The 17,833-nt window shown below is 66.4% G+C and carries 15 protein-coding genes; 11 read left to right on the forward strand and 4 right to left on the reverse strand.

The genetic code is table 11. The features are described 5' to 3' along the window. The first annotated feature begins 3 nt into the window (after window positions 1-3). A complete protein-coding gene (locus RLQ26_05825; protein MEQ9088242.1) occupies window positions 4-417 on the forward strand; it encodes an EVE domain-containing protein in 414 nt (137 codons plus the stop codon). Between the two features lie 15 nt (window positions 418-432). Further along, window positions 433-795 (forward strand): Rieske (2Fe-2S) protein, encoded by a 363-nt coding sequence (locus tag RLQ26_05830; protein ID MEQ9088243.1) that lies wholly within the window; start codon window positions 433-435, stop codon window positions 793-795. Between the two features lie 69 nt (window positions 796-864). On the opposite strand, the gene RLQ26_05835 is transcribed toward RLQ26_05830, so the two are convergent. Then, a complete protein-coding gene (locus RLQ26_05835) occupies window positions 865-2,520 on the reverse strand; it encodes a methyl-accepting chemotaxis protein (GenBank protein ID MEQ9088244.1) in 1,656 nt (551 codons plus the stop codon). 316 nt (window positions 2,521-2,836) lie between these two features. Here RLQ26_05835 and acs point away from each other — a divergent pair, with 316 nt between their 5' ends. After that, window positions 2,837-4,783 (forward strand): acetate--CoA ligase, encoded by a 1,947-nt coding sequence (acs, locus tag RLQ26_05840; GenBank protein MEQ9088245.1) that lies wholly within the window; start codon window positions 2,837-2,839, stop codon window positions 4,781-4,783. A 19-nt stretch (window positions 4,784-4,802) separates the two neighbouring features. Here acs and RLQ26_05845 read toward each other — a convergent pair whose 3' ends face one another. Beyond that, window positions 4,803-5,333, reverse strand: coding sequence for a thermonuclease family protein (locus tag RLQ26_05845; protein ID MEQ9088246.1), 531 nt, complete (start codon window positions 5,331-5,333; stop codon window positions 4,803-4,805). A gap of 149 nt (window positions 5,334-5,482) precedes the next feature. Continuing rightward, window positions 5,483-5,653, reverse strand: a complete 171-nt coding sequence (locus RLQ26_05850; GenBank protein ID MEQ9088247.1) for a DUF1674 domain-containing protein — start codon at window positions 5,651-5,653, stop codon at window positions 5,483-5,485. A 110-nt stretch (window positions 5,654-5,763) separates the two neighbouring features. Here RLQ26_05850 and RLQ26_05855 point away from each other — a divergent pair, with 110 nt between their 5' ends. The 8 genes from RLQ26_05855 to purH all read left to right on the forward strand — a co-directional run bounded on the left by RLQ26_05855 (window position 5,764) and on the right by purH (window position 16,541). Further along, window positions 5,764-7,158, forward strand: a complete 1,395-nt coding sequence (locus RLQ26_05855; GenBank protein MEQ9088248.1) for a transcription antitermination factor NusB — start codon at window positions 5,764-5,766, stop codon at window positions 7,156-7,158. 18 nt (window positions 7,159-7,176) lie between these two features. Next, window positions 7,177-7,842, forward strand: coding sequence for a ribulose-phosphate 3-epimerase (gene rpe / locus RLQ26_05860; GenBank protein ID MEQ9088249.1), 666 nt, complete (start codon window positions 7,177-7,179; stop codon window positions 7,840-7,842). Beyond that, window positions 7,843-9,576, forward strand: coding sequence for a heparinase II/III family protein (locus RLQ26_05865; GenBank protein ID MEQ9088250.1), 1,734 nt, complete (start codon window positions 7,843-7,845; stop codon window positions 9,574-9,576). Further along, a complete protein-coding gene (locus RLQ26_05870; protein ID MEQ9088251.1) occupies window positions 9,576-10,817 on the forward strand; it encodes an O-antigen ligase family protein in 1,242 nt (413 codons plus the stop codon). Before RLQ26_05865 ends, RLQ26_05870 begins: the two co-directional genes overlap by 1 nt. Before the next feature lie 7 nt (window positions 10,818-10,824). Further along, window positions 10,825-11,892 (forward strand): glycosyltransferase family 4 protein, encoded by a 1,068-nt coding sequence (locus RLQ26_05875; GenBank protein ID MEQ9088252.1) that lies wholly within the window; start codon window positions 10,825-10,827, stop codon window positions 11,890-11,892. A gap of 6 nt (window positions 11,893-11,898) precedes the next feature. Beyond that, complete coding sequence (locus RLQ26_05880; GenBank protein MEQ9088253.1) at window positions 11,899-12,903, forward strand: NAD-dependent epimerase/dehydratase family protein; 1,005 nt, start codon at window positions 11,899-11,901, stop codon at window positions 12,901-12,903. Between the two features lie 69 nt (window positions 12,904-12,972). Further along, complete coding sequence (locus RLQ26_05885; GenBank protein ID MEQ9088254.1) at window positions 12,973-14,889, forward strand: nucleoside-diphosphate sugar epimerase/dehydratase; 1,917 nt, start codon at window positions 12,973-12,975, stop codon at window positions 14,887-14,889. A gap of 56 nt (window positions 14,890-14,945) precedes the next feature. Further along, entirely contained in the window at window positions 14,946-16,541 is a 1,596-nt protein-coding gene (gene purH, locus RLQ26_05890) for a bifunctional phosphoribosylaminoimidazolecarboxamide formyltransferase/IMP cyclohydrolase (GenBank protein MEQ9088255.1), read from the forward strand. Here purH and RLQ26_05895 read toward each other — a convergent pair. After that, the gene (locus tag RLQ26_05895; protein MEQ9088256.1) at window positions 16,513-17,823 is read right to left on the reverse strand and encodes an MFS transporter; all 1,311 of its coding nucleotides are present in this window, start codon (window positions 17,821-17,823) and stop codon (window positions 16,513-16,515) included. The genes purH and RLQ26_05895 overlap by 29 nt on opposite strands. Window positions 17,824-17,833 lie beyond the last annotated feature (10 nt).

A 17,833-nucleotide genomic window follows, 5' to 3' on the forward strand; every position in this document is an offset into this window, starting at 1 on the left:
TCCATCGCTTACTGGATCATGAAATCAGAGCCCGAGACCTACGCCTGGGCGGAGATGGTCAGGGACAAGCGCACCCATTGGGACGGGGTGCGCAATTACCAGGCCTCGAACAACATGAAGGCGATGAAGAAGGGCGACCGCGCCTTCTTTTATCATTCGGGCAAGGAGCGGCGCATCGTGGGCGTCGTCGAGGTGGTCAGGGAATACTACCCGGATCACACGGACGAGTCGGGCCGTTTCGGCATGGTCGATGTGAAGGCGCTCATGGCGCTCGATACACCCGTGGCGCTCTCCGACATCAAGGCGGATGAGAAGCTTGGCGGTATTGCGCTGGTGCGCCAGTCACGCCTCTCGGTCTCGCCCCTCGACGCGCGAAGCTGGAAGCGGATCTGCAGGATGGGCGGTATCGACGCCTGATCCCCGGTTGACGAAATGACCCAATCGATCCGCCTTGCCAGTCTCGACGAACTGCCGGCCGCAGGTGCGAAGGGGTTTCGCATCGATCGGGGTGACCCGGGTGACGGAGACACGCACCGCCTCATCGTCTATCGCAACGGCCCGGAGATTTATGTCTACCAAAACAGCTGCCCCCACACGGGCGGCCCGCTGGACTGGGTGCCGGACCGGTTTCTCGATATCGACAAGCGGCACTTTCTGTGTGCCACCCATGGTGCGCTGTTTCGGCTTGCGGACGGGCACTGCGTTCATGGTCCCTGCCGCGGCGACAGTCTCACGCCGGTCGCCCATGAAATCCGTGACGGCGCGATCTGGGTCGCGCCGCCGGAACCGGATTGACACGGGAGAAGAAACGGCGGCCGGCAGGATTTGGGGGATCCCGCCGGCCGCCGGCGTCGGGACGCCCGCCTAGAGCGCCCGGACTTCCTGAAGGAAGGACTGGACGGCCTGCTTCAGAGTTTCGGAATCCCGTGACAGCCCGGAAGCGGCCTCGAGGACCTGTCCGGCTGCGTTGCCGGTTTCGCTGGCGGCCTGATTGACGCCGCCGATATTGCTGGAGACTTCCTGCGTCCCACTCGAGGCCTGCTGGACATTCTGCGCGATCTCGTTCGTGGCCGCGCCCTGTTGTTCGACGGCCGACGCGATCGACGTGGTGACTTCACTGATCTTGGAGATGATCTCGTCGATCCCCTTGATCGCCGTGACGGCGGTCGTGGTCGCACTTTGGATATTGCCGATCTGCTGGCTGATCTCCTCGGTTGCCTGAGCCGTCTGGTTGGCGAGGCTCTTGACTTCGCTCGCGACGACGGCGAACCCCTTGCCGGCTTCGCCGGCGCGAGCCGCTTCGATGGTCGCGTTGAGGGCCAGGAGATTTGTCTGGCTGGCAATGTCATTGATGAGATCGACGACCTCGCCGATTTTCTGGGCGGCCTCGGCAAGCCCCTCGACCTCGGTATTGGTGCGCCGCGCCTCCTCGACGGCGGTGGCGGAAATTTTCGTCGATTCCGCGACCTGGCGGCTGATTTCATTGATTGAATTTGAAAGTTGCTCCGCAGCGGCCGCGACGGTCTGGACATTGGCGGCCGCCTCCTCGGAAGCGGCGGCGACCGCGCTTGCCTGACGGGTCGTCTCTTCTGCCGTGGTCGACATACTCTCGGCCGTGGCCTGCATTTCGGTCGATGCGGACGAAACAGCTTCCACGACGGCCGAGACGTTCGTCTCGAAATTATTGGCCAGTTCCATCTGTTTGGTGACCCTGGACCAGGTCAGCATTGGCCCCTCGTAGTTTCCTTGCTTGTCGTACATGGCCGAGACCTTGAGATCGAGCCATTCATTGCCAAGCTGGATCTTCGCCTGATGGGGCAGGTTCGCCGGATCGGCCAGGAGCTTGCGCTGATGTTCCGGGTGTTTATGGAAAATGTCGATCGACTGGCCCATCAGCTCGGTCGCCTTGCACGGCAGGAGATGCTCGAGCTCGGCCAGCGTGTCCAGGCTGGTCTTGTTCGCGTAGTTGATTTTGAAATTGGTTTTTTCGCAGGTCAGCACGTTGATGGGCATTTGATCGACCATGTTGGCCAATCGCGCGGCCGCCTCGTCGAGTTTTACTTTTTCAGTGATGATGCTCCAGGTCAGCATCGGGCCGATGTAATTCCCGCCCCGATCAGTCATCGCCGTAACGAGCAGATCGAGAAATTCGTCGCCCAACTGAATGATCGCCTGGTGGGGCAGGTTGGCCGGGTCGCGCAGGAGCTTGCGCTGGTGCTCCGGGTGTTTGTGGAAAATGTCGATCGACTGGCCGACGATCTCGCTGCCCTTGCAGGGCAGCAGGTCCTCGAGTGATTCGAGGGTTCGAAGGCTGGTCTGGTTGGCGAAGGTGATGGTGAAATCCTTGAGATCGCAGGTCAGGACGTTCACCGGCATGCTGTCGATCACCTGGCGCAGCCGTTCGAGCTCACCCGCCACAGAATCGGTCGCTGGCGCCTCCCCGGCCCCCTCGGAAATCAGGGCAACGTCACTCTGGTCAGTCTCCCGGCCCAGGCTGGCCCGGCTCTTAAACTTCAGCATCTTGAACTTCCTCTCTCAGACAGATGCCCCGGAGGGGCCTTCGACAGCACAGGGCCCCTCAGGGGCCGGTCGAGGGGATTACAACTTATACGGGTAAAACTTTAGTTAATTTATACTTCTACGAGCTGTCCCCAGGGGCGCCGGGGCGGACGGACCGGCGGCGCTAGCGGGAACCCCGCAATTTTGCTAATGACGCGGGAGCCCCCCGCCAGCGGGGGCGGCTACAACCAAGCGGGGGGCAGGGAAATGCCGGCCAATGGCGCCGGCAGCGATCACCCCGTCATTCTGGAACAGGCCCATCAGAGGGAGGTCTCATATGTCTGAAGCTCCGGTCTTTCCCGTGCCGGCGGCGTTCGCTGCCGATGCCCATATCAACGAAGACCGGTATTTCAGGGATTACGAAGCGTCCGTCGCCGACCCTGAGGCCTTCTGGGCGAAGGAAGGGCGGCGGATCGACTGGATCAAGCCCTACTCGAAGATCAGGGATGTCGATTTTACGGGCGACGTGCGGATCCGCTGGTTTTACGACGGGACACTCAACGTGTCCGCCAACTGCCTGGATCGGCACCTGGCAACCAGGGGTGATGACATCGCCATCATCTGGGAGGGCGACGAGCCGGACCAGGACGCGCGTATCACCTATCGCGAGCTTTACGAAAAAGTCTGCCGCCTCGCCAACGGGCTGAAGCAGCTGGGCGTCAAGAAGGGCGAGGTGGTAACCATCTACATGCCGATGATTCCGGAAGCGGCGGTGGCCATGCTCGCCTGCGCGCGGATCGGCGCGATACATTCGGTCGTGTTTGGCGGATTCTCGCCCGACTCCCTCGCAGGGCGCATTCAGGACGGCAATTCGGTTCTGGTCATCACGGCGGACGAGGGGGTGCGCGGCAGCAAGAAGGTGCCGCTCAAGAAAAATGTGGATGACGCGGTCAGGAACTGCCCCACGATCCGCAATGTCGTGATGGTTGAACGCACGGGCGCGGACGTCAATTTCGAAGCGGACCGTGACGTCTGGTATCACGAGCTGGTAGCGGATGTGCCGGCCGAATGCCCGCCCGAGGAAATGAACGCCGAGGACCCTCTGTTCATCCTTTACACATCGGGCTCTACCGGCAAGCCGAAGGGCGTGCTGCACACATCGGGCGGGTATATCGTCTATGCCTCGATGACCCACGAGTACGTCTTCGACTACAAGCGGGGCGAGGTGTTCTGGTGCACCGCCGATGTCGGCTGGGTGACGGGACACAGCTACATCGTCTACGGGCCGCTGGCCAACGGCGCGACCACTCTCATGTTCGAGGGGGTACCGAACTATCCCGATGTCTCGCGCTTCTGGCAGGTGGTCGACAAGCATCAGGTGAACATCTTTTACACCGCACCCACCGCCATCCGTGCACTCGAACGCCACGGCGATGCGCCGGTGCAAAAGACCAGTCGCAAATCACTGCGCCTGCTGGGCTCGGTCGGCGAGCCGATCAACGATCAGGCCTGGCTCTGGTATTACCGGGTCGTCGGGGACGAGCGCTGCCCCGTTGTCGATACCTGGTGGCAGACGGAAACCGGCGGCATCCTGATCAGCCCGCTGCCGGGCGCCACCCGGCTCAAGCCGGGCAGCGCGACGCGTCCGCTTTTCGGGGTTCGCCCGGCGATCGTCGATAGTGACGGTCAGGAGCTCTCGGGGGCGTGCTCGGGCAATCTGTGCCTGCTGGATTCCTGGCCCGGCCAGATGCGCACCGTTTACGGTGATCACGACCGTTTCGTGCAGACCTATTTTTCGACCTACAAGGGCAAGTATTTCACGGGCGATGGCTGCCGGCGGGACGACGACGGGTATTACTGGATCACCGGCCGGGTCGATGACGTGATCAACGTCTCGGGCCACCGGATGGGAACGGCCGAGGTGGAGAGCGCGCTGGACGCCCATCCCAAGGTGGTCGAAACCGCCGTTGTCGGCGTGCCCCACGACATCAAGGGACAGGGCATCTACGCCTATGTCACGCTGAACCTGAACGAGGAGCCGAGCGAGGAGTTGCGCGACGAATTGAAGAAATGGGTGCGCAAGGAGATCGGCCCCATCGCGGTGCCGGATGCGATCCAGTTCGCGCCGGGTCTGCCCAAGACCCGATCGGGCAAGATCATGCGGCGCATCCTGCGCAAGATTGCCGAGAACGAGCTCGACAAGCTGGGCGATATCTCGACCCTGGCGGACCCGGGCGTGGTGGACGATCTCAAGGTCAACCGCCAGGAAGTAAACCGGGCCTGACGTCAGACGCGCAGGGGTGTTACGGCGCGCTTGCGAGGGCGTCGCACCACGGGCCGCGCCCGCCGCCGTCATAGGGGCGGGCGAGTCCCTCCTCGATGAGCCGTTGGGCGATGTCGTCCCCGGCCAGGGTAAAGACCCGGGCCACGACGCGCCCGCCATACTTGCCGGGGCCGATCCGGTCCATCACGAGACCGCCGTCGCTGAGAAGCTCACCCAGTCGCGCCCGCGCTTCCCGCGCGAGGCGGCGTTCGAATTCGCAGCGCCCATTCAGCTCCGCCGCGTCCGCACCCTCGAGGCGCACCGTGACCTCCACCTGCTGGTCGATCCAGATATGGGCGCGGACCCGCACCGTGTCACCATCGATGACACGCACGAGGTGGGCCGCGACGGGACCAAGCCCGCCTTGCTCCGCGGCCGCCATACCGGCGGTCGTTCCGGCCCCGGCGGTGACAAGGACTGTTGTCGAAAGAACGGTTGCCAGGAGACGCCCGCAGCGCTTGCGGGCGATCCGGCCGCCGGTCGGAAAAGGGTCTGTCGGCCGTGACGCCATGCGCCGGATCCCTTGATTCGGGGCTGTCCCTTGTACCCGCTTTGCGGGCGGGGGCAGAGTGGCCTACACAACTTAAGATTGTAAAGATAAAAGCGGCGCCGGCAGCCCGCGAGAGCCGGCTGCACAACAAATATGGCCAGGGATTCCCGCTAGAAATCGATGCAGCGGCCGTCCTTCTCCCAATCACCATACCGCGTCGGATCGGGCCGAAGCTCGGCCGGCTTGTCTGCCCCGGCAAGGTCGGCCGCGCCTGACGCTGGTAGCGCCGGGGTCGCCGGCGCCGGGCGGGACGGCTTCTTCTCTTTTTCCGCTTTTGTCATGGTGAGCCGAGTATGCCACCGGTGCCTGCCGAAGGCGACCGGAGCACTCGCTCCCGGGTACACTCAAATGAACGGGTGGTTTCCCCCTGCGCCCGGACTAAAGTGCCGGCATGTCCGATCCGCACCCTCCTCATTCCGCCGCCCGGACCGACGCGCCCGACAAGGCGCAGGTGACGCCCGGCGCGCGGACCGTGGCGCTCGACCTTCTCCAGGCGGTGCTGCGCAAGGGGCGCCCGCTCGACGACACTCTCGAACGCTCCAGCGCCAATACCCGTCTCGAGGCGCGCGACCGCGCATTCGCCCGGCTTCTCGCCGTCACCACGCTGCGCCGGCTGGGTCAGATCGATGCTCTCATCGCCACTTTCCTGGACCGGCCGCTAAAGGCCAATGCGCGCGATGTCGAGGATATTCTGCGGCTTGGCCTTTGCCAGTTGCTGTTTCTGGACACCCCGGCGCATGCCGCCGTGGACACATCCGTCCGTCTGGTGGCGGGGCGCGGGCATTCTTTTGCGCGGGGACTCGTCAATGCAGTACTGCGCCGGGCCGACCGTGAGGCGCGCGAACGGGTCGCGGACCAGGACGCGCCCCGGTTGAACACGCCCGACTGGCTCTGGCAAAGCTGGTGCCGATCATATGGCGAGGTGCCGAGCCGGGCCATCGCCGAGATGCACATGCGGACCCCGCCGCTCGACATCACGCTGCGCGAGCCCGAATCCGCCGGCATCTGGGCCGAGAGGTTGGGCGGTGCGGTCTTGCCGACCGGCTCCGTCCGCCTCGCCGGTGGCGGCGCCATTTCCGACATGCCGGGCTATGACGAAGGCGCGTGGTGGGTCCAGGATGCGGCCGCCTCCCTGCCGGCGCAACTCCTGATGAATGCGGTTCCGGCCAATCACGGCGGGTTCAGGATCGCCGATCTCTGCGCCGCGCCGGGCGGCAAGACCGCACAGCTCGCCGCCATGACCGGCAGCCGGAACGGCGCCGAGGGCGGGGCGGAAATTCACGCCGTCGACACCTCGCCGGCCCGGCTGCGCAAGCATGACGCCAATCTCCACCGGCTTGGCCTGAAGAGCCGGACCACGGTCGCCGACGTGCTGTCCTGGCGCCCGGCCCAGGCGTTCGATGCGATCCTCCTGGATGCGCCCTGCACTGCCACCGGCACGCTGCGCCGCCATCCCGATATCGCACAGCTCAAGACACCCGATGACGTGGCGCGACTGGCCCGGCTGCAGGAGGCCCTGCTGGCGGCGTCGGCGCACCTGGTCAAGCCGGGCGGCGTCCTCGTCTATTGCACCTGTTCGCTCGAGGCCGAGGAAGGCGTCGAACAGACCGCACGGTTCCTCGAGAAGCATCCTGCCTTCATCCGCCTGCCGGTGCGCGCGGCCGAAATAGGCGGGATCGAGGCCGCGGTTTCGGCCGAGGGCGATTTGCGCACCCTGCCCCATCACCTCGGAGAGCTGGGTGGGATGGACGGGTTTTACGCGGCCCGCTTGCGGCGCTCCGAATGACCTGATAGGAAACCCGACATGCAACAAAAACTGCGGATCGCTCCCAGTATCCTGTCGGCTGATTTTGCGCGGCTGGGCGAGGAGATCCGCGCCGTCACCGACGCCGGCGCCGACTATATCCACGTCGATGTCATGGATGGCCACTTCGTCCCCAACCTGACGATCGGACCGAGCGTCGTGCGGGCCCTGCGTTCGGCCAGCGATCTCCCCTTCGACGTGCATCTCATGATCTCGCCGGTCGATCCATATGTCGCCGCCTTTGCAGAGGCGGGGGCCGATATCATCACCGTGCACCCGGAGGCCGGGCCCCACCTGCACCGCACGCTTCAGCTTATTCGCGAACATGGCAGGAAGGCCGGCGTCGCGCTCAACCCCGCGACCCCGATTGAGATGGTGCTGCCGGTCCTCGGCGAGGTCGACCTCGTCCTCGTCATGAGCGTCAATCCGGGTTTTGGCGGACAGGCCTTCATCCCGTCCCAGATCGACAAGATCCGGGCGCTGCGCCTTGCTATCGACGCCACCGGCCGCGAGATCGACCTCGAAGTCGATGGCGGCATCAATAATGAGACGGCGCGGAGCGCTGTCGAGGCCGGCGCCGATGTGCTGGTCGCGGGCACCGCGACCTTCTCTGGTGGCCGCGAGGCCTATGCTGGCAATATCCGGCGCTTGCGTGATGTCGCGTAGATGACTGCCCCTGCCGAACCTTTTACCGGCAACAACGACACGGACCATCGAAGTCCACGCCTTTCCCTGAGCGACTGGCTGAAACTGGCCCAGGCCGCGCCGGCCCGGCTGACAGTTTCGCGGCTCTGGCGCAAGATGATGGAGCCGGCCTACGCCTCGCCCGTCTACGGCCTCCTGCTGATGGCCCGGCCGCGCAGCATCGAGACCGCGCCGCCCGACCCCTGGCCCGGCGACAGCGAGCGCGGCGCCGCCATCCTGCGGGGCGAATTCACCTTTGGCGGCCGGCGTTTCCGGAACGCGAGCGGTGCCTGGCCTCTCGCCGGCGTGGCGGCCATCGATGACGAAGCCGCCGCCCGGCTGCACAGCTTCGACTGGCTGCGCGACCTGCACGCCGTGGGCAACGATGTTGCGCGCAAACGCGCCCGCGCCCTGGTGGATGACTGGATGGAGCGATGCGGGAGCTGGAGCGCGCTCGCCTGGCGTCCGGACGTCACCGGGCTCCGGCTGGCGAACTGGCTGGCGCAGCATGACTTCTTCTGTGCCAGCGCGCCGGACGATTTTCGCCGTCGCTTTTTTCACAGCATCAGCCGCCAGACGCGGCACCTCACACGGGTGTTGCCGCGCGGGGCCGAAGGCAGCCAGCTCATCGCCGCCCTCAAGGGGCTGATCTATGTGGAGGCCTGCCTGCCGCTTGACACGCCCCGGCTCGACCGCGTGCGGCGCCTTCTGACCGATGCCCTGGAAGCGCAGGTATTTCCCGACGGCGGCCATGTCGAGCGCAGCCCGTCACAGCATCTCAACGTGCTGCGGCATCTCATCGACATGCGCGCCACGCTTGTCGCCGCCCGCGAAACTGTGCCGGAAGAGTTGCAATCGGCGATCGACCGCATGTCGCCCATGCTGCGGTTCTACTGCCATGGTGACGGGGGGCTCGCGCTGTTCAATGACAGCGTCGAGGAGGCGGCCTGGATCATCGATCTCGTGTTGCAGCGGGCCGAGGCGCGAGGCAAGCCCTTTGCCAGCGCGCCTCATACCGGATTTCAGCGTCTCGCCTTCAACCGCACACGCGTGCTGGCCGATACGGGCGCCCCGCCACCGGCGGGGGCCGATCATTACGCCCATGCCGGCACACTGTCCTTCGAATTCAGCGTCGGGCGTGAACGGATCGTTGTGAACTGCGGCGCCGGCCCCCGGACACCCGGCTGGCGTCAGGCGGCGCGGCGCACCGCTGCCCATTCGACCCTTTCGGTGTGCGACGCGGACTCGAGTGACATCCTGCCCACGGGCGCTTTCAGCCGACGCAGCCGGATCACCCATCTGACACGCAACGACAGCGAGGATGGCGCCTGGCTCGAGGCCCAGCAGGACGGCTTCCGGCGCAATTTCGACCTCATGCATACGCGGCGGTTGTGGCTGGACGCGACCGGCTGGGATTTCCGGGGCGAAGACCGCCTCGAAGGCCCCGACGGCGCGCCCTTCGTCGTTCGCTTTCATCTCCATCCTCGCGTGCGGGTCTCCCTTTCCGAGGGCGGCCACGTCGTGCTGTTGCGCCCGCCCTCGGGCGCGGGCTGGCGGTTTCGGGCGAAGGGAGCGGATATCCGGATCGAGGAAAGCGTGTATCTTGGCCAGGCGGACCGCCAGCAGCGTGCCGAGCAGATCGTGCTGGCCGGAACCACGCGGCCGGGCGGCGCCGTGATAAAGTGGGCACTTCAGCGCGTGACGGACAAGAACTGATGGTCCCGACGATCGACGCGGCCCGAGGCCGGGCACTGACGGTCATCTGTTTCGTGACGCCGGTCCTGGGCGTGGTCGCGCCGAAGGGGCTGGCGCCGTTTTTCGCACTCATGGCTCTGGTGGCGCTGCTTCTGCTCTGGCGCGCGCCGGGACCCCTGTTTCCCCGTGGCGTCATGGCTTTTCCGGCGCTCGTCTTCGCCCTCCTGCTCGCGAGCTGGGCCGGCTTCTCGCCCGTCTGGGCGCTCCAGCCCGTGGACGCCACCAGTGGCGCCGCGCGGCTTCTCGCCATGGCGATCGGCGGCGCCCTCCTCGTCCGCCTCGCCCTGCCGGCCGGCTTTGCGCCCGTCACCCTCCTCGGCCCCTTCGCGATCGCCGGATACTGCCTCGCTCTGGCCTTCACCATTTTCGAATACCAGACGGGCGGCGCATTCTACGAGCTCACGCACAGCGCCCTCATGCCGGTTTGGGAAATGGACTCTTTCCTCGACCGTGCCTTCTGCATTCTGACGCTCGGTATCTGGCCGATCCTGGTGGCTCTCGGCCGCCGGCGCACGGCGCAGCTCGGGCTGCTCGGGCTGACGGCGGGCGTGGTGTTTTTCGCCGCCAATATGGCGACGAAGCTCGCCTTCGCTCTCGGCCTCCTCGTCATGCTCGCTGCGTTCTGGCGTCCCGGGATGTCAGGCCGCGTGCTGGCCGGGATCGTGGCGGCGACCGTGCTTCTGGCACCGGTCGCGGTTGAGCTTCTGCCCTCACCCGGCACCGTGACCGGCGCGCCGGGCACGCCCGAATCCTCCCTCACCCATCGTCTTATGGTCTGGCACTTCGCCAGCGACAGAATTTCCGAACGCCCGGTGCTGGGCTGGGGCATGGATGCGAGCCGCCACGTGCCCGGCGCCTTCGCGGAGATCCGGCCGGGCGCGAATTACCTGCCCAACCATCCCCATAACGGGGCGCTTCAGGTCTGGCTGGAGCTCGGCGCGGTGGGCGCCGTTCTGCTCGCAGCCTTCCTCTGGTGCGCGGTGCGGGGCCTTGCCCGCGCCACGCCCGACGGCCGCGTCCCCGGCATGCTCGGGTTTCTCGCCAGCGCGTTCACCATCGCGGGGCTTTCCTTCGGGCTCTGGCAGGGCTGGTGGCTTGCCACTCTGGTGCTGATGGCGGTGCTTGCGCTTCTGGTGCTGGGCCGGCGCACGCCTGGGCGCGAGGACGGCGCCGCGGATGATCCGGCGGCGGCATGGCGGTAGGTCAGCGATGGCCTTGGACGTGACCGGAACCGACCCTGGCGGCCTTGGAACGTCCGCATGGTTCGCCCTGCTGACCGTGTCGGCTTTGCTGGCGGCCTGGGCGCTGACCTGGCTGACCCAGTGGATCGCGGAACGGCGCGCCATTCTGGATGCGCCCAATCATCGCTCGAGCCATATGCGCCCCACACCCAAGGGCGGGGGCCTCGCCATCACAGCGGTGCTGCTCACGAGCTGGGCGGGGCTGACCTTGTGGCCGGCGGCGGCGCTTGAGGTCGCGGCCTTCGATCCGCGCCCGGTGATCGCGCTCGCCGCCCTGCTCGCCGCCATGTCCTGGCTCGACGATCTGCGCGGCCTCAGCCCGCTTTTCCGCTTTCCCGTGCAGATCGCGATTGCCGCGCTCGGCCTCTCCTCCTTCCCCGAATCGGCGCTCGTCTTTCAGGGCTGGCTGCCGCCGTTGGCCGATCGCGTGCTGACGGTGATCGTCTGGGTCTGGTTTCTGAACCTCTACAACTTCATGGACGGGATCGACGGCATCACCGGCATCGAGAGCCTCGTCATCACGGGCGGGCTCTGTCTGCTGGCGCTGCTGGGCGCCGCCCCGGCAGCGCTGGGCTGGCTGGCGCTGTTCGCCGCCGCGGCAGTCGCCGGATTCCTGCCCTGGAACTGGGCACCCGCGCGCATCTTCGCGGGTGACGTGGGCAGCGTCACCCTTGGTTTCGTCCTGGGCTGGCTGCTCCTGTGGCTCGCGGCCAGTGGCCAGTGGGCGGCGGCGCTGATCCTGCCGCTGTATTATCTGGTCGATTCGGGCACCACATTGCTCGCCCGCCTCGCCCGACGCGAAAAGATCTGGGAAGCCCATCGCGAGCACGCGTATCAGAAGGCCGTGCGCCGGGGCCTTGGCCATGACGGGGTGAGCCTCCGGGTGCTGCTGGCCGGCTTCGCGCTCGTGTGTTTCGCGGTCGTCGCGGCCGCGGGCGCACCCTGGGTTTCCGTTTTCTGCGCCCTGCTCGTCGTGGGAGCCCTCATGGCCAATCTTCTCAAGGGCCGCGACATGCCCCCCGCGCGGGCGGCCTAGGCGATCGTGGCCCGCGTCTTCGTCACCGGCGCCACCGGTTTCATCGGCCGCCACCTCGTGCCGGCGCTGCGTGGTGCCGGCCATCACGTGACGGCGGGACTGCGCCGGCCGGAACCGGACACTCCTCCGCTCGCGGCCGATGCGACAGTCCTCGCGCCCTTCGATAGCGGCAGCGACTGGTCCCGGATCCTGAGCGGCATGGAGGCGGTGGTGCATCTCGCGGGCCGGGCCCATGACATTCACGACATTCATGACATCCATGACGTTCGGGGCGAACCGGCCGAGGCGGCGCTTCGCGCCGCCAATGTCGGCGCCGTTGCCGAGCTCGCCGGCGCGGCCGGCGAGGCGGGCGTGCGGCGGTTTATCCATATGAGTACGGCCAAGGTCATGGGCGAGGTCTCCGCCACCCCCTTTCGCGAAACCGACACGCCGCGGCCCCGGGGCGCCTATGCCCAATCCAAATACGATGGCGAGACGGTGCTCGCCCGGGCGTGCCGGCCGTTCCCCGGGATGGTGGTGACGGTGCTGCGCCCGCCGCTTGTTTACGGGCCGGGCGTCGCGGCCAATTTCGCAAGCCTCCTGCGCCTTGCGGGCTCGCCCTGGCCGCTCCCCCTCGCGGGCCTCACGAACAGGCGCAGCCTGATTTACGTGGCGAACCTGGCGGATGCCGTGCGCCGGGTAATCGAGCGCGCGCCGCCGCTTGGCGGCACGTTCGCCGTCACCGACGGGCCGGCGATGACGTTGGCCGAAATCATGGCCGGCCTGCGCCGGGCCGCCGGCCGGCCGGCCCGGCTTTTCACCTGTCCCCGGCCAGTGCTGGGACTGGCCCTCGATCTGGCCGGTCGGGCGATGGGCCGGCCCGGGCTCAGGACCCGGCTTCTCGGGCAGTTCGAGGTGGATGACAGTGCGTTTCGCCAGGCGTTCGACTGGCAGCCGCCCGTCGATCCGGCCACCGCCTTCGCGCACACGCTCTGCCGCCGGGGCGCCGCGATCGGCGCGGGGCCAGATTGACGACGACCCGCGCGAATCCCCTGTGGTAGGTTTGCGCCTGTCTCCCGTTAACGGCCAGAATCCCGAATCGTGAACAAGCTTCTGACCCGCGCCAACCTTGCCTTCCTGCATGACATTGTCATGGCGGCGCTTTCCTTTTTGGCCGCGCTCTACCTGCGGCTGGGCGACCAGATCTGGAGCTATGCGCCCGAGGTCATCTGGCAGGATGGACTGATTTTCGTGGTGGTCACGGCGATCGTCCTGCGTGCCAGCGGGGTCTATCGCGGTATCTGGCGCTATGCCTCGCTCAACGATCTGATGGCGATCGGGCGCGGTGTGACGCTGTCCATCCTGATTTTCGTCCCGATCCTGTTTCTGCTGAACCGGGGACAGGATTTCCCGCGCTCGGTCGTCGTCATCAACTGGTTTGTCCTGATCATCATGCTGGGCGCCTCGCGCTTTCTTTACCGCGCCTACAAGGACCGGCGCCTTGATCTCAAACTGGCGCTCACCGATATGCGTCGCGTACCGGTGCTGCTGATCGGCGCAGGTGACACGGCCGAACTCTTCATCCGCGATCTCGGCCGCGATCCCGAAGCCAGCTACCGGATCGTCGGCATCCTCGATGACAAGGGCGCGCGGGTGGGGCGCGATATCCACGGGATCAAGGTGCTCGGCACGGCCGACGAACTCGAGCCGGCCCTGGCCAGGCTGGCGGCGCAGGGCGAAGCGCCCGAGCGGATCGTCATCGCCAACCGCGCCATGGACGGTCAGCGCATCCGGGCCATTCTCGACGTTGCCGAGCGCCGCAACATCCCGCTATCGCGCCTGCCGAGCCTGACCGATTTTCGCCCGGGCGGCGAAGAAAAGCCGGAGATTCGCCCCGTGGCCATCCAGGATCTGCTGGGCCGCCCGCAGGCCGTCCTGCATCGCGAGGACATGCGTGCGCTGATCGAGGGCAAGCGCGTGCTGGTCACGGGCGCGGGCGGGACGATCGGGGGCGAACTGGTGCGCCAGATCGGCGGCTTCAATCCGGCGGCCCTCCACATGCTCGATCATGGGGAATATCTGCTTTACGCGATCGATCTGGAGATCGGCGAACGGCTGCCCGGTCTGCCGCGCCATAAAATACTGGCCGATGTGCGCGACGCCAATCGCGTGCGCGAGGTGTTTCAGCAGATTGATCCCCAGATCGTGTTCCATGCTGCCGCCCTCAAGCACGTCCCCATCGTCGAGGAAAATCCCTCGGAAGGTGTTCTGACCAACGTTATCGGCACCCGCAACGTCGCCGATGCGGCGTTCGATCACGGCGTCGAGGTGATGGTGATGATCTCGACCGACAAGGCGGTCAATCCCGTCAACGTGATGGGGGCCAGCAAGCGACTGGCCGAAGCCTATTGCCAGGCACTCGACCGGGAGAACTCACCAACCCGTTTCGTCACCGTGCGCTTTGGCAACGTGCTTGGATCGACCGGCTCCGTCGTGCCGCTGTTCGAGCGCCAGCTTCACGCCGGCGGGCCGCTGACGGTGACCCATCCTGAAGTGAAGCGTTACTTCATGACAGTGAGGGAAGCGGTGGAATTGGTGCTCGAGGCCTCGACCCTGCGCTATCGCGAGAACATCAACAGTGGCAAGCTGTTCGTTCTGGATATGGGGGAACCGGTGCTGATCGCCGATCTGGCGCGGCAGATGATCCGCCTCGCCGGCCTGAGGGAAGGCAGCGACATAAGGATCGAGTATGTGGGTCTCCGTCCGGGCGAAAAGCTTTCGGAAGAGCTTTTCCATTCGGACGAATCCCTCATGCCCACACCCCATGGCGCCATCCGTCTGGCCGCCCCGCGTGCGGGTGAATTGGCGCAACTGCGCGCGGGCATAGCCCGGCTGGAAGAAATGGCGCTCGCCTGGGACGACGCGGCGTGCCGCGCCACACTCGCCGAGCTCGTGCCCGAATACGGCGCGTCCGCGCAGGAACGCGAACAGAGCCTCGCCAGCGGACAAGGCGGTTGATCGCACGTCCCGCCCTCTCCATAAAAAGACATCGCACAATTTGAGGACGCCCGCCCGTGACCGACAAAACCACCACCATCAACCGCGCCCTGATCTCCGTTTCCGACAAGACCGGTCTTGTCGAGCTCAGCCGGTTTCTGATCGCGCATCAGGTCGAGCTTCTTTCCACCGGCGGCTCGGCGCGGGCGCTGCGCGCGGCGGGCCTGCCGGTGACCGAAGTTTCCGCCCATACGGGTTTCCCCGAAATCATGGACGGGCGCGTGAAGACGCTGCATCCGCTGATCCACGGCGGGATTCTCGGGCGGCGCGATGTGCCGGGCCATGTCGATGCCATGGCCGCACACGGCATCACGCCGATCGATCTCGTGGTGGTCAATCTTTACCCGTTCGAAGCGACGGTGGATTCAGGCGCGGATTTCGATGCGTGCGTCGAGAATATCGATATCGGCGGCCCCGCCCTGATCCGGGCGGCGGCGAAGAATCACGGCGATGTCACCATCGTCGTGGACCCCGCGGATTACGAGGCTGTCAGATCGGAGATGACGGCCAATCAGGGGGCGACGACCGCCGGGCTGCGTCGCCGGCTGGCGCGCAAGGCCTATGCCCGCACCGCCGCCTATGACGCGGCGATTTCGGGCTGGCTGGCGGGCGAGCTGGGCGAGGCCTGGCCCGAACGCCTGACGGTCACCGGCGAGCGGGCCGAAATATTGCGCTATGGCGAAAACCCCCACCAGTCGGCAGCGTTTTACCGCGCGATCGAACCTGGGCACGCGCCGCGCCCCGGCGTTGCCACCGCGCGCCAGCTTCAGGGCAAGGCGCTCAGCTACAACAATCTGAACGACACCGATGCCGCCTTCGAACTGGTGGCGGAATTCGAAGCCCCTACCGTTGCCATCATCAAGCATGCCAACCCGTCCGGCGTCGCCAGCGCCGACACGCTCGCCGCCGCCTATGCGCGCGCGCTTGCCTGCGATCCGGTCAGCGCGTTTGGCGGGATCATCGCGGTTAACCGCGCCCTCGATGGCGAGACAGCCGAGAAAATATCCACGCTCTTCGCCGAGGTGGTGATCGCCCCCGAGATCAGTGCCGAGGCGGCCGAAATTCTGGCCGCGAAAAAAAACCTGCGCGTGCTGGAAACCGGCGCCCTTCCGGATCCCGCCGCCGGCGGGATGACGGTGCGCACGCTGGCCGGCGGCTTTCTGGTTCAGGGGCGGGACAATGGCCGGGTGACGGCAGGGGATCTCAAGGTCGTCACCCGACGCGCCCCCGATGCCCACGAGATGGCCGATCTGCTGATGGCGTTCCGGATTGCCAAACACGTCAAGTCGAACGCCATCGTTTATGTCAGGGACGGCGCCAGTGTCGGCATCGGTGCCGGGCAGATGAGCCGCGTGGACTCGTCACGCATCGCGGCCCGCAAGGCTGAGGACGCCGCCCGCGAGGCCGGGCTCGCGACGCCCCTCACCCGGGGTTCCGTGGTGGCTTCGGACGCGTTTTTTCCGTTTCCGGACGGGCTTCTGGCCGCGGCCGAGGCGGGCGCGACGGCGGTCATCCAGCCAGGCGGCTCGGTGCGCGACAATGAGGTGATTGCGGCCGCCGACGAGGCCGGCCTCGCCATGGTCTTTACCGGGATGCGTCACTTCCGCCACTAGCGGCGCCGGCTTGAGGCGCGCGGACCGTCGTCAGGATGATGGCACCGGCCGCGATCAGCAGCACCACCATCGCCATTCCTGCGCGCTGGCTGTCGAACAGCCCCGTAGCCCAGGCGAGAAGGGCGGGCCCCAGGAACGCCGTGACCTTGCCCGAGAGAGCGTAGAGGCCGAACATCTCGGTGCGCAGGTCAGGCGGCGCGAGATGACCCATGAAGGACCGGCTGCCGGCCTGAACCGGGCCGAAGAACACCGAAAGTGCCAGGCCGAACACCCAGAACAGCGTGGTCGAGGTGACGAAGAGAAGCGGCGTGCCGAAGGCGATCATCGCGCCGAGACCCAGCAGCACGGTGCGCTTCGAGCCAAGCCAGTCATCGACCCAGGCGAAGGCCGCGGCGCCGAGCCCGGCGGCCACGTTGAGGGCGATGCCGAACAGAATGACCTGATCGATGGACATGCCGAACGTGCCCGCCGCATACACGCCACCGAAAGAGAAGAGCGTATTCAGCCCGTCGATATAGAACATCCGCGAGATCAGGTAACGGGCGATGTTGGCGTTGGCCTTTTCGCGCACATTGCGCACTGTCCGCCAGAGTTGCGCGAGGCCGGTGCGCACCGCGACCGGAAGGGAGGGCACATCGCCGTTCGCCGGCCGGTCGGGCACCAGCACGAAAATCGGCAGCGAGAACAGCGCAAACCAGAGCGCCACCAGTATCGTCGTCGCCCTGATATGTTCGGCGCTTTCCCGGGCCAGGCCGAAAGGCGGCGGGTCGGCCTGGATGAGGCCGAAAAGGGCGATCACCAGACAGCAGAGGCCGCCCAGATAGCCGAGCCCCCAGCCCCAGCCGGACCAGCGGCCGAGCCGCCCCGGCGGGGCGAGTTCGGGCAGCATGGCGTTATAGAAAACGAGCGAAAGTTCGAATCCGAGCGTGCCGAGGCCGACCAGGATCAGGGCCGGCCAGATCGCCGAGGGATCGGGTGTCACGAACCACAAGAGGGCAGCGCAGGCGACGGCAAGCGCCGTGAAGAGGGCGAGGGAGGATTTGCGCGGCCCTCTTGCGTCGCTGATCGCGCCCATGATGGGCGCCAGCACCGCGATCGCCACGCCGCTGACGGCCAGCGTGTTCCCCCACATCACCGTGCCTGTGGTCTTGTCCGGCGCGACGGCGGTGGTGAAATATGTCGCGAAAATGAAGGTCGAGATGATGGTGGGGAAGGCCGAGTTGGCCCAATCGTAAAGACACCAGGCAATGAGCGCTTTTCGGGGTTCCCGGGGATGGGCCAAGGGGGGCGGC

The organism is Alphaproteobacteria bacterium (assembly GCA_040220875.1).
In the GTDB taxonomy this organism is placed as follows: domain Bacteria; phylum Pseudomonadota; class Alphaproteobacteria; order JAVJVX01; family JAVJVX01; genus JAVJVX01.

Bases quoted from the DNA above. Each gene is read 5' to 3' on its own strand.
- RLQ26_05830 (MEQ9088243.1), top strand. From the start codon at position 433: ATGACCCAATCGATCCGCCTTGCCAGTCTCGACGAACTGCCGGCCGCA.
- RLQ26_05835 (MEQ9088244.1), bottom strand. From the start codon at position 2,520: ATGCTGAAGTTTAAGAGCCGGGCCAGCCTGGGCCGGGAGACTGACCAG.
- acs (MEQ9088245.1), top strand. From the start codon at position 2,837: ATGTCTGAAGCTCCGGTCTTTCCCGTGCCGGCGGCGTTCGCTGCCGAT.
- RLQ26_05845 (MEQ9088246.1), bottom strand. From the start codon at position 5,333: ATGGCGTCACGGCCGACAGACCCTTTTCCGACCGGCGGCCGGATCGCC.
- RLQ26_05850 (MEQ9088247.1), bottom strand. From the start codon at position 5,653: ATGACAAAAGCGGAAAAAGAGAAGAAGCCGTCCCGCCCGGCGCCGGCG.
- RLQ26_05855 (MEQ9088248.1), top strand. From the start codon at position 5,764: ATGTCCGATCCGCACCCTCCTCATTCCGCCGCCCGGACCGACGCGCCC.
- rpe (MEQ9088249.1), top strand. From the start codon at position 7,177: ATGCAACAAAAACTGCGGATCGCTCCCAGTATCCTGTCGGCTGATTTT.
- RLQ26_05865 (MEQ9088250.1), top strand. From the start codon at position 7,843: ATGACTGCCCCTGCCGAACCTTTTACCGGCAACAACGACACGGACCAT.
- RLQ26_05870 (MEQ9088251.1), top strand. From the start codon at position 9,576: ATGGTCCCGACGATCGACGCGGCCCGAGGCCGGGCACTGACGGTCATC.
- RLQ26_05875 (MEQ9088252.1), top strand. From the start codon at position 10,825: ATGGCCTTGGACGTGACCGGAACCGACCCTGGCGGCCTTGGAACGTCC.